Source organism: Pseudomonas sp. CDFA 610 (genome assembly GCF_021147865.1).
In the GTDB taxonomy this organism is placed as follows: domain Bacteria; phylum Pseudomonadota; class Gammaproteobacteria; order Pseudomonadales; family Pseudomonadaceae; genus Aquipseudomonas; species Aquipseudomonas alliivorans.
Genome location: NZ_JAGTPM010000003.1, coordinates 335,833 through 347,791, shown reverse-complemented (window position 1 = coordinate 347,791; position 11,959 = coordinate 335,833). Strand labels below are relative to the sequence as shown.

General features: G+C 60.2%; 9 protein-coding genes. All 9 read right to left on the bottom strand.

Features of this window, described 5'->3' with window-relative positions; all coding sequences use genetic code 11:
• Nucleotides 1-105: 105 nt before the first annotated feature.
• The gene (locus KDX39_RS07045) at nucleotides 106-774 is read right to left on the bottom strand and encodes an alginate O-acetyltransferase AlgF (protein WP_004886260.1); all 669 of its coding nucleotides are present in this window, start codon (nucleotides 772-774) and stop codon (nucleotides 106-108) included.
• 12 nt (nucleotides 775-786) lie between these two features.
• Nucleotides 787-1,962, bottom strand: coding sequence for an alginate O-acetyltransferase (locus KDX39_RS07040; RefSeq protein WP_231659827.1), 1,176 nt, complete (start codon nucleotides 1,960-1,962; stop codon nucleotides 787-789).
• A gap of 10 nt (nucleotides 1,963-1,972) precedes the next feature.
• Nucleotides 1,973-3,529, bottom strand: coding sequence for an MBOAT family O-acyltransferase (locus KDX39_RS07035; protein WP_099226870.1), 1,557 nt, complete (start codon nucleotides 3,527-3,529; stop codon nucleotides 1,973-1,975).
• A 130-nt stretch (nucleotides 3,530-3,659) separates the two neighbouring features.
• Complete coding sequence (locus tag KDX39_RS07030; RefSeq protein ID WP_231659826.1) at nucleotides 3,660-4,793, bottom strand: mannuronate-specific alginate lyase; 1,134 nt, start codon at nucleotides 4,791-4,793, stop codon at nucleotides 3,660-3,662.
• Between the two features lie 8 nt (nucleotides 4,794-4,801).
• Nucleotides 4,802-6,241, bottom strand: coding sequence for an alginate O-acetyltransferase AlgX-related protein (locus KDX39_RS07025; RefSeq protein WP_231659825.1), 1,440 nt, complete (start codon nucleotides 6,239-6,241; stop codon nucleotides 4,802-4,804).
• 14 nt (nucleotides 6,242-6,255) lie between these two features.
• Complete coding sequence (gene algG, locus KDX39_RS07020) at nucleotides 6,256-7,866, bottom strand: mannuronan 5-epimerase AlgG (protein WP_231659824.1); 1,611 nt, start codon at nucleotides 7,864-7,866, stop codon at nucleotides 6,256-6,258.
• Nucleotides 7,867-7,892: 26 nt separating this feature from the next.
• Nucleotides 7,893-9,374, bottom strand: a complete 1,482-nt coding sequence (locus tag KDX39_RS07015) for an alginate export family protein (RefSeq protein WP_231659823.1) — start codon at nucleotides 9,372-9,374, stop codon at nucleotides 7,893-7,895.
• Nucleotides 9,371-10,783: an alginate biosynthesis TPR repeat lipoprotein AlgK gene (gene algK, locus KDX39_RS07010; protein ID WP_231659822.1), complete on the bottom strand. Its 1,413-nt coding sequence runs from the start codon at nucleotides 10,781-10,783 to the stop codon at nucleotides 9,371-9,373. Before algK ends, KDX39_RS07015 begins: the two co-directional genes overlap by 4 nt.
• Before the next feature lie 2 nt (nucleotides 10,784-10,785).
• Nucleotides 10,786-11,958 (bottom strand): alginate biosynthesis protein Alg44, encoded by a 1,173-nt coding sequence (locus KDX39_RS07005; protein ID WP_099226864.1) that lies wholly within the window; start codon nucleotides 11,956-11,958, stop codon nucleotides 10,786-10,788.
• Nucleotide 11,959: the final 1 nt, after the last annotated feature.

The following is an 11,959-nucleotide window of genomic DNA, read 5'->3' as shown; positions in this document are numbered from 1 at the left end:
AATAGCATTCAATATGGGCTGTACATGCTGTCTGTCGTTTCTGTCTTTTTCTTGTTCCGCACCGGCCGGTTCAGGACTGCGCCCTGAACCGGCCAGCTTTATCCTTTAGCGGGTTGCTACCGGTGGCTTGACCCACACTGGCGAGAGGCTGCTGCCACTGCCGGTGATGTACAGAACAGCGGCTTCGCCACGTTCCAGGGCCACAGGTTTCACATCGGTGACTTTCTTGTCGCCGTCGTACAGCGCCAGACTGACTTTGACCGGGTTGATTTCACGCTCGCCGGTGCCTTTGGCTGCCACAGCCTTGACCACATCGGTCTTGCCGTCGGCGGTTTTCAGAGTCAGTGCCTTGTCGCTGAGGTTCTGCACGCGAACCAGGGATTTCTGCTTGTTCTTGAACGGTGGTTCTTCGATCAGTTGCGGTTTGCCGCTGGCGTTGTTGACCAGGGTGTAATAGTGATCGCCTGCCAGTTTCACCGGCACGCTCTGGCTGCCCAGCTTGGCGGTGTAGTCGCCCTGTGGCATGAAGCTGAACGCGGTGCTGCCCAGTGGCGCGACTTCGTTCATGTTGGTGTTGCCGACGCTGGCGCTGATTTCAGCGTTGCTGGCGTTGTAGACACGCACGAAGGTCGAGCCTTTCGGCGCGGTCGGGCCGTACAGGGCGGAGTCGCCTGCGAAGGCTTGCAGGGACATCAGGCCCAGGCCTGCGGCCAGTGCGCAGGTTTTGAAGAAACGGTTCTTGTTCGAACGGTTTGCAGTCGTGTGTTGGGTCATGAGTCAGTCCTCTCAGTTTTGCGCCCGGTTGGGCGACTCGGATGGGTTGGCGTTCAACGCCACGTTATCTTGGGTGTTTCGCGATTTTTTCAGCTCGGCGATCCAGTGCTGATCGAACTCGCCAAGGTCGTTGTGAGCTGGCAGGTAGCGCTCGGGAAATTCCCAGATGACCACTTGCGGCGGAGTGTTCTTGAAGGCGTCGGTCTGCAGGTACTTGAGCATCGGCAGGATCGGGCCATGGCCGTCTTCGGCGTAGTTGACGACGTCGCTGCGCAGGGCTTCTTTCAGCGCACCCACGAAGTTCCAGTTCGGGTTGGCACTGTAGCTGGTGCCGACCAGACCGACTGGGATGTCGCTGTCTGCGAACAAGGCGTCGTCGCCAGCCGGTTCGCCCTGAACCGGATCGGTGCTGCGCTGTTGCAGCTCGTCAGGCTTGGGCAGCATGTTGCTGAACAGCGGATCAAGCGGCAGGAACGTGGTCAGGTCGCCCTTGTACTGCTCGCTGCCCTTGGCCTGGGTGACGAACTGCTCGGGCTCGCCTTCCAGTGGCGTCTTCTGGGCGATGGCTACACCCAGTTGCTGCGCGGCCACTTCGGCACCCATCGGCGTCCAGTGCGTATCGGTGCGCAGGAAGACCTGGCCTTTCTGCTTGGCAGCCTGCAACGGTGCCAACAGGTCCGGTGCGAAGATCCCGGCCTTGGCAACCTGCGCGTGGAACTGCTGATACAGATCGGTGTGCAGGCTGGCCGGCTTGTTGTCACCGATGTGTTCCGGGTACAGACGGGTCTTGGCCGGAACGATGGCCAGGACCAGTTTGGTGCCCTGTTTTTCCAGCGCGTCACGTACACCCTGGATCAACGCCAGGTTGTCCGCTTCGTTCTGCTCGCCGTTGGCAACGGCATCGAACTCTTCATCGGTGTACAGCCACTGGTCCTTGCCGAGCACCACGCCTGGACGGCCTTCGTTGAACAGCTTGTAATCCAGCGCCGCCCAGAGGTTGGTGCCCAGGCGCTTGATCGGAAACTCATCGTCGTAATGGGTTTCCGCCGCCTTGGTCCACTTGCCGTTGAGCACGGTGGTCTCGGCCGAAGTCGAGAACGTGCTGAAGCTGCGCAGCGACCAGGCGCCCAGGATCAGCAGCAGACCCAGGAAGATGGCGATGTAGAGGATTCGTAATGAACGGGTCATGTCAGGCTCCTCAGAACTGGAAGTAAAGGAACGGCGAGAAGCTCTGCGCCGAAAGTTTGAGAATCGAAGCAACGAACAGCATCAGAATCAGCGCGCGCATGGCGTAGCGGGGCCAGTCGGCAACCCAGTAGGCCGGTTGGACCTGCGCTTCGCTGCCTACGGTGTAGCCAGGCAGATGCAGGCTGCCGGGGGCGTCGCCGGGAACAGCCTTGATGGTGCCCGGTTGTGCAGTGGCAGGGCCGTCGGCCTTGGCGCTCTTGCCATCGTCGGCCTGACGGTTCTGGTAGAAGTCACGCAGACCGAAGAACGCCAGCGTTGCGTAGGCCAGAACCAGCGTCGCTACCTGCAGACCGGTGAGGCTTGCACGGTTGAGTTCGGACAGTTCCCACTCGCCGAAGCTGAACATTGCGCCGTACATGCGGCCCGCAACGTGAAGGTTTTCTGCGCGGAAGATCACCCAGCCAATCACCACCAGCAGGAAGGTCAGTGCCCAGCGAATCACGTTGAAGCTGTAAGGCTTGGTGTTGATGCCCAGCGCTTTTTCGATCGCCAGCCACATGCCGTGCCAGGCACCCCAGATGATGTAGGTGACATTGGCGCCGTGCCAGAGACCGCCCAGCAACATGGTGAGGAACAGGTTGCGGTAGGTCGCGACCTTGCCGCCACGGTTGCCGCCCAGCGTGATGTAGAGGTAGTCACGCAGCCAGGTCGAGAGGCTGATGTGCCAGCGACGCCAGAACTCGGTGATCGACTGGCTGATATAGGGCTGTTTGAAGTTTTCCATGAAGCGGAAACCCATCATCAGACCCAGACCGATGGCCATGTCGCTGTAACCGGAGAAGTCGAAATACAGCTGTGCGGTGTACGCCAGCGCGCCGAGCCAGGCATCGCCAGTGGTCGGGTTCTGCAGGGCGAAGCAGTGGTCCGCCACCACCGCGAGGGTGTCGGCGATGAACACTTTCTTGATGAAGCCCTGCATGAAGCGGGTGGCACCTTCGGAGAACTTGTCCAGCGTGTGCGTGCGGTTGTTGAACTGATCGGCCAGGTCGCGGAAGCGCAACACAGGACCTGCGATCAGGTGCGGGAAAATCGCCACGAACGCTGCAAAGTCGATCAGGTTGCGGGTCGCCGGGGTATCACCGCGATACACGTCGATGATGTAGCTGATGGACTCGAACACGTAGAACGAGATACCGATCGGCAACAGCACGTGCGTCAGGATGAACGGTTCCAGACCCATGGAGGTCATGGCCGCGTTGATGCTGTCCACGCCGAAGTTCGCGTATTTGAAGTAGCCCAGAATACCCAGGTCCACCACCACGCCGAGCAGCAGCCAGCGCTGTGCCGGTTTGGTCCGCACGCCTGCTGCGCCCACCCTGAGGCCGATCCAGTAGTTCCAGACGGTGACGCCTATGAACAGTGCCAGGAAGTCCACACGCCACCAGGCGTAGAAGATATAGCTGGCGATCAGCAGCAGCAGATTGCGATAGCGTTGCCCGCTCAGGTAGTACAAGCCGAGGAAGATCGGCAAGAACAGGAACAGGAACACGTTGGATGAGAAAACCATCCTTATCTCTCCGTTTGTCCAACATTCAAGGGCCCAAAGCCCCCCCAAACCCCCCATCGAAAACAGGGGGGTGAATCACCGCGGGGGCCGATGGATCGGCTCCCGCCACTCAAGGCATCACGTCACCGAATCAGGAACCGTCCTTGTCACCTTTTTCATGAGACGGGTCGTAGACCTTGGTCAGGTCGCCGCCCAGACGGAACGTCTTGAACGGCTGCTTTTCGTGTTTCTCTTCAAGCGTTTCGGCGTTGCAGGTGTAGAGCGCGCAGAACGGTTCAAGCCAGGCGAATTTCGGGTCCTTCTTCAGGTCCGTCATGTCCTGTTTTTCGCCGTTGTGCTCAGCGAACATCGAAGGATCTTTCACCCCGGCCAGCACGCGATCGGCCAGTCGCTTCAAGGCACCGTTGTTTTCCGGACGCAGATCCACACCGTTGGCCTGGGCAAAGCTGGCGATCATGGCCAGTGGCGGCAGGGCATAGTTGTGGTACGACAGGGCGCGTTGACGGCGCTTCATTTCGTTAGGCAGGAAGCCGTCCTTGTCCACCTGATTGGCCGCGACCTTGAACTCCTTCACTGCCCAGTCGAACAGGTCCTGACGATTAGTGGCGACAGCCGTTGCCATCACCGACCAGGCGGCCCAGTAAGAGTGGTTGTTGATTTTTTCCAGCGGCAGATTGCTCCAGTCGCTGACCACCTGATCGGCCAGTTTGCTGAACCAGGTTTCGATGATCTGCGCGTCCTGCTGACGGTTGGCCAGCGGTTTGGACTCGGAGAACTTCAGGCGCAGGTACGCCGACGACATGCTGCCCAGCGCCCATTTGCGCATCGACTTGCCGGTGTGGTTGAACTCGCGGGACTCCAGCGCATCTGCCTTGGCCCAGGTGGTCATCATGTTCAACGCACAGTCGAGCTGTTCGGGACGACCGTCGCGCATGTACTGCATCACGACTTTGCTGACGCCACGTTCAAGGGTGGTGATGTCCTTGGTCGCATCGCGAAAGGCTTCTTCGGACTTCAGGTTCAGCGTGGCGCGAGCCTTGTCGGAGCCTTCGTACTTGCTGCGAAACACCAGTTTGTCGGTGTATGGCTTGGGAATGGCATCACAGGTGAAGTTGTGATCACCGGTCTTCATTTTTTCGATGGGCGCGTCATAACCCTTGGGTGGAACCAGTGTCGCGGCTGCGGATGCACCCATCGCCCAGGCCATCGATGACAGGATTGCCATCGACAGCAGGGTAGGGCGTATCAGTTTCGGAGTCTGCATATGTCACCTCATAGTCCGGCTTGAGCGGTGTGTTTCGCAGCGCTCGGGAACACGTTGCGTTTGCATACTTTCGCTTCGACTTTCTGTGGTTCTGCTCCTGCTTCCGGTCCCTGGATCTCGAGGGCCAGCAACTGCTGATCAGCCCAGTCCTCGTCTTCGCGCAATTCAAAGGCGAAACGTCCATCGGTGTCAGAGGTTTCCGGTTTTTCGATTTTCAGGTCTTCGTGGCGACCGTTCATGTACCAGAGCCTGGCCTGAAGGACTTTCACGGAGGTGTCGTCGAAACGGATATCGATCTGGTTGTTGCTGTTGCGAATGTCCTTGATGCCGTTCTTGCCGTTGACCAGCACTTCGTTGTTGCCAGACTTCAGGGTGGTGCTGGCGCTCATGACCGCTGGCTTGCCTTCGCAACCGTTGTCCAGCAGCGCCATCATCTGGCGATAGATGGTTTCCTGATCCAGGCGATACAGCGGCGAGAATTCCCAGATGAGAATCTTCGGTGGACGCTTCTGGAAGTCTTCGCTGCCCAGATACTGCAGCATCGAACCTTCAAGACCACCGCCGGGGAACGCCACGTTCAGCACGTCGGCGCTGAGGTATTCCTGCAGGAAGCCACCGAAGTTGTAGTTCTTGCCGCTGTGGCTGGTGCCGACCAGGGTGATTTCCGGGTTGCCGGAATCGCCGAACAGATCGCCGTCACCGGCCTCGCCTTTCGGCTCGGTGCTGAACTGGTCCATGTACTGGATGGCATAACTGGTGCCGCACAACTGGCCGGCCATGTTGTGCAGGGTGCCGGTCTTGCCCATGCGTCCGGAAATGTGGCTTTCGAATTCACGCTTGGGAATGTCCGCGTAGCCTGGGACTTTCTTCACGGTCTCGGCCACGATTTTCGCCGTGCGTTGCGCCCCGTAAGGCGTCCAGTGCTGGTCGCCGCGGAAGTAGAAGTCGTGCGCCTGCTGTTCGTTGGTGAGCGGTGACAGGTCGGGCACCCAGTAGCCCATCTTGCTGAAGCGACCGAGCATGGCCTGATAGTTTTTCAGCGCCTTGTCGTAGTCGTACTTGTCGCGTTCGGCCGGGAACAGCTTGTTGCGATCCACCAGGCCGCGAGTCGGCTGATAGACCACCACCAGTTCGACGCCCTTGCTCTTGAACGCATCATGCAGTTCTTTCATGCGGCGATAGCCGGCAGGCGTGGTATCGAATTCGGTACGCAGGTCTTCCTGGGTACGGAACAGCCAGTCGCCTTCGGCCTGTACCAGCGTGGTGAAGTTTTGCTGATAGCGCGTGGTGTAGTTTTTCGCGTCGTGCGCAGCCGGGCACAGGCTGCAGCAGGGCTCGGCGGTAAAGGTCGGCGCTTTCGAGTCGTCTGCCCGAGCGACACCGGCGGCGGCCATCAGTGCGGCGGTGAGGCTGGACAGGCTCAACAGCTTGATCAAATGTGCGTGCATAACAATACCCTTCCTCATTCCCGCAGCTCGGTCTGGCTTTCGACGGGGTCGATCAATACGGCTTTCTTCTGGCGGACCAGCAGGTCGAGGATCTCGTTCTGGCGCTCGCCCAGAATGCCGTTGAGGCTGATGCCGACTTCCTTGGTCGGGGCCAGCATCGAGACGCGATACAGCTCGACACTCAGGGGCGAGTCGATGGACAGCGGGCCGGAGCCGTTGCTGGCCAGTTCGCCGCCGACCATGATCAGCGACACCTGAGCGTCGAACGGATCGAGCTCGATGTCGCGGTCGGTATCGCTCAGGTCCTTGATGTGGCCGTAGACGCCCATCAGCCCGTTACCGGTGGCGATGTTTTCGTACAGCTTGATGTTCACACTGTTACGTACGCGGATACCGTGGCGGCGATTGGCAATCACACGGTTACCCCACAGCAGGTTATTGCCGCTTTCGTACAGGGTGATGCCGTCGGTGTGGTTCTGATAGATCTCGTTGTAGGCGACGATGTTGCCGACGCTGTTACGGTCCAGGACCACGCCGGACAACTTGTTGTCATGGCTCTTGTTGCGGAAGATGAAGCTGTTGTCGACCTCTCGGGAAATAATGATCCCGTGCTTCTTCTTGGTCCCGTAGACGTCGTTCTCGGCAATGATCAGGCCATGGGAACGGTCGTGCGGGTCAATGCCGTAGACGATGTTGTCGCGGTAGGTGTTGCCCTTGACCACGAAGTCACGCGTCTCGTAGCAGTAGAAGCCGTACCACATGTCCGAGAACTCGGAATCGATGATCCACCCGGTCGGCTCGGCACGCTTGAGGATCTTCGCGGTGTTCGGCGTGTATTGCGAAATACTGACACCGTAGGACTTGCTCTGGTCGTAGCCCATGCTTGCCATTTTGGTGTTGGCGATCCAGGTTTCCGAACCACCCCAGGTCAGCACGAACGGGCGAAACTCGTCAGGCTTGCGATACGTCGCCAGGCTGTTGCGGGTCTCACTCCAGGCGTTGACCTGAGTATGGGTGATCAGCATCTTGCCTTCGCTGACGATGAACGAACCTTTTTCTTGGGACAGACGCAATTCCTTGGTCTTGCTGTCGATCTCGAAGATACCGGTTTCCTTGACCAGAATCGGCAGGCGCGCCACGTAGACGCCCGGCGACACTTCGTTCAGAAACTGCTTGGGCACCTTCTTGACCAGGTCCTGAAGATTCACATAACCGTCGGAGATCATGATCGCTTGTGGGATACCCTTCTGACGGACGACCCATTCAGCCATCTTGTTGTCGCCGCCGATGAATTCCTTCAGGCCGGTTTCTTCCATCATCCGGGCAACGGTGACCTTGCCCGGCTTGTTGCGCACAATCTTTTTCAGTGCCGCTTCTGCGGTGTAGCCGCTGAGGTCGGGCAGTACCGGCTTGGCCATTTCCAGCGGCGCGGTTGGCGGGCTGGTGATGGTGTAGGTCTTGGCCTGTTGCAGCTCCTTGACCACCGCCTTCGGCGCCTCGGGGGTGACAGGCGCGTTGGCCAGTGCGGCACCGCTGGCCATCAGCAGCGCGCTGCTCAGCACGGCGCTTTCCAGCAGGGCGTGTGGCCAGGTGCGGCTACGTCCGTTGCTTGCTTGACTGTTCATCTGTGGCACTCCTTTGGCGGTTCGCATCAGAAGCGCCAGATGACGTCGACAATGGCGCGGTGCATGTATTCATCCACGCCGTTGTGGTACGCGTCGCCAGGCTTGAAGACGCCGGCACGCAAGCGCACCAGAGCCGACGGTTCGTCGAAGGACTGGCTCAACGAGGCTGGCAGCAGGCCCTGTTTGAAGTACTTGGTCACGACCAGGTCCATTTCCTGACCCAGATCCTTGCGACCGTCTTCCAGCGGCAGCGAGCTGAAAGTATTGCTGTCGCCGTTCTCGCGAACAGCGTTGATCCCCGAGCCACCGATACCGGTGTTGCCGTCGACACGGCGGAACTTGTGGTAGATCAGCGAGGCGTCGTATTCCTCGTTCATCTGCCAGGAAGCGAACAACGAGCCGGTTTCCACGTTGGCCATTTCGCCCTGGAAGGCTTCACCGAAGCGGTGAATACGCGAGCGGGTGCCGGTCCAGTTCGAACGGTTGCTTTCCAGGCCGTTCTGAACGTAATCCTTGCTGGCGCGCGAGTAGGCTGCACCGACTTGCCACTGAGGATCCAGACGCAGGCGCAGACCCAGGTCGGTGGCCCAGCCATTCATGTCACGGCTGTTCTTCTCGCCCGCAAAGTACTGGTCATTCACGCCGTTGACACCGATCTCGTCACGGTCGCCGTTGAGCCAGGTCAGGCTGCCCCAGTAGTTGAGCTGATGGGTGTTGCGGTAGTTGTAAGCATCGCTGTCAGCCTGCAGACCCAGCCAGGTCAGGTTGCCATTGGACGTCTTGTCCAGGTCGTCGAGTTCCTGACCCTGGTCCTTGAGCTTGCCGTTGTCGTGGCTGTAGTGCGCTCGCACGCCTGCCCAGTGGCCCGGAGTCCACTGGTAGCTGGCCGAACCGAACAGGTGCTTGCGATCTTCGTCGTCGGGGGCCAGTTCGGTCAGGTCGGTGCGGTATTCGCTGAAACGCTGTGCAGCGCCCAGTTCGGCACGCAGCAGCGTAGTATCGAAGGTCCAGTTGATGGCTTCGATGTTGGTGTCGTGCCACTGACCGTCGTCGTTGCGCAGACGCTGACGACCGACTTTCAGGATCTCGCCGGGGTAGGGCGTAAAGCCGCTGTAGCCGATCCAGAATTCGCGCAGTGCCGCATAGGATTTGTCGACTTCGCGCTCGCTGGCGGTGCCACGCGATACTTGAGTCTGGCCGTCGCCTGCGCCGGTGGACTGTTCCAGCGGGTCGGTCTGAATGGTGTCGGTGGCGGTGACCACCTGGCCCATGGCGTAACCACTCCAGTTGCCGCGCTCGCCGTAGACCCATGGACGCAGGTCCAGGCCCAGACCGCTGACGTCACCGCCCGAACGGGTGCCCAGATCACGGTCGTCTTCCAGTTGGCCGGTAGCTTTCACTTCCAGACCGAAATTCTGTTGTTCGGTCAGGGCTGCCAGTGTCGGGCAGGCCCACAGCAGGCTGAAGCCAAGGCCCACGCCAGCGGCCATCAGGGGATTCAACTTCATAGTGCTTCCTCACCGTCTTTTTCTTCTTGCAGGGCCTGCATCGCCATCACGCTCTGGTTGGCGGCTGCGCCCCGGACTTTTTGCTCACGTGCCAATAGATCCTTGGCGCCGGCGAGCTTTTCAGGCGGCAGTGTGGTGCTCAGTTGCTGGGCCAGTTCAGTGGCCTGTGGGGTTTCGCTGGTCAGAGCCAGTTGGGCAAATACCCAGGCGTTGACCGGATCAGGCTTGGTGCCTTTGCCTTGGGAGAACAGTTGCGCGAGGGCGAAGTCGGCGCTGTTCTGGCCACCACGTGCGGCGGTCAGCAACTCATCCACGGCTTTCTGCGGATAGACCTGGCCGAGGTAGCCGCGGCGGTAGATCTGACCCAGGTAGTAATGGGCGGAGATTTCCGTTGCTGCGGCTTTTTTCAGATGGGCTTCGGCCTTGAAAGCATCGGGCGTGACCCATTTGCCTTCGTAGTACAGGCGACCCAGCAGCAGTTCGGCACGTGGCTGATCAGCCGCACGGCCGTTGTTCAGGTATTCCATCATCTTGTTGACGTCGCCCAGTTCGGGGAAGTCGTAAAGCAGCTTGGCGAGGGTCACCCAAGAGGCCGGGTAGCCCGGCGCGATGTTTTCCAGCAATTGCTGGGCGGTCTTTTCGTCCGGCGTGCCGATGGTCGAGTCGCCCAGTACGCGCGCCACACTGTCCACGCGCTGAGCGCCGATGCGGCCAGCGGCGTATTCGCTTTTCAGGCGTTCGAGCAAGACTGCCTGCGGCTCGGCCTGACCACGCGTCTGGTAGACGGTGGCCAGTTCGACGTAGCAGATGTCAGTTGTGTTCAGCGCCTGCTTGCAGATGCTTTCCACTTCATCCAGATGCTCGGCGTAGGTGCCTTGGGTGCGATACAGCAGCACCTGGGCCAGGCCCGCTTCCGGATAACCGGCGGCGCGCCACTGGCTGATCTTCTGCTGCGCATTCACTTCCGGGAAGGTGTGCGGGTATTGCAGGTAGAGCATGGCCAGCGGGACCAGCGTGCCGGATTCACCATTGGCGAAGGCTTTCTTCAGCAGCGCTTCGGCTTCGTGACGTTCGGCATCGGTTGCGTCCGGCTTGGCGGCCAGCAGACGGCCCAGACGCGATTGCGCCCGTGGCGAGGTCTCGGCGGCCGCACGGTAAGTTGCTTCCGCCTGCTTGAGCAGGGCAGGGTCGCGGGTGTTGACCTGAATATCTGCCAGGCCAACCTGTGCATCGCTGTAGCCCAGGTCCGCCAGCTGCCGATAGTTCTGCTCCGCCAATGCAGTGTCGCCGTTTTTCAGGGCTTCATTGGCAAGACGTTGGTCAGGCAGGCCGGCACAGCCGCTCAGGCCGAGCGCGACGGCGAGGCTCAATAGCGTGGGGGTCGACAGGCGTCGTAATGGGCTGCTCATGATTACAGACCCGCGGCCACGGCTTTGTCGATCAGCCAGTTCACGGAAGGACCGCGATCACTGACCACTTCGACAGGACGGCCGGCAAGCGAGCTGCTCAGGCTTTCGTCAGGCTTGATCTGCACACGGATGTCGGTGGACAGGTCGGTGTCGCTCAGGTTGGTGCTGCTGACGATCTCGCCAGTGCGCAGTTTGTCCTCGCCCGCGACCTGGAAGCTGACACGGGTGCCCGGCTTGACGTCGTTGAACTGGCGATAGGTGAAGCGTGCTTCAACCGTGGCTGGCGCATTGCGTGGCACCAGTTGGAAGATCACCTGACCTTTGCTGGCGTACTGACCATCGGCAACCAGCTGGCGAGCCACGACACAGTCACACGGGCTGGTCAGGGTGCCGCTCATCTGCTTGCCATACAGCTCTTCGATTTTTGCTGGCTGCAGGTCTTCACCGGTCAGGCTGCCTTTGAGCATTTCCAGCATGCTGGTGTTGAAGCTCGCCAGTGGTGCGCCTTTGGTGGTTTCGCCGTTCGGCTGAACCAGGCTCTGCACAGTGCCTTCGCGCGGCATGGTGATGTCCATGCTCGGGATCGAGACCAGACCGGCCGAGGCGTGGCTCACGAAGTAGAGGCCGTAAATGGTCTTGAAGATGAAGCCGAATGCTGCCAGACCGACGATGAAGATGCCGAGGCTGAAGGTGACTGCGCGCAGGCGACCCATGGCGCTCATGCCGCCGTCGCTGCCCTTGACCTTGCGCGCCTTGGTGAAGTTGTCGCGCTGCAGGGTTGCCAGCACTTCGCCCAGGCTGACGATGTCGCCGGACAGGTGCGAAGTGATCAGGTGACGCAGCGTGGCGATGTCCTGGGCTTCCAGATTCTGGAACTGGCAACCGACACGGCCGCTGGCGTTGTCCACCGAGCGGACCTGCATTTCCACGTCCATGGCCAGACCGAGGTTGTCGATCAGGAACTGCAGGCGGCCCTTGATGACCTCTCCTGCGGTATAGCGCTGACCTTGCGGGGCGATGAAGCTCAGGCCGCCGGCCGACAGGTCTTCGATGCGCACCAGCGGGGCGTTCGGCTGATCGTTCAGCAGGCGCAGCTTGGCAGGGATCTTGACCCGGGCGTGCTGACGCTGGGCTTCGGATTCATGTACGACGTTCGCATTCACGGCTGTATTCATG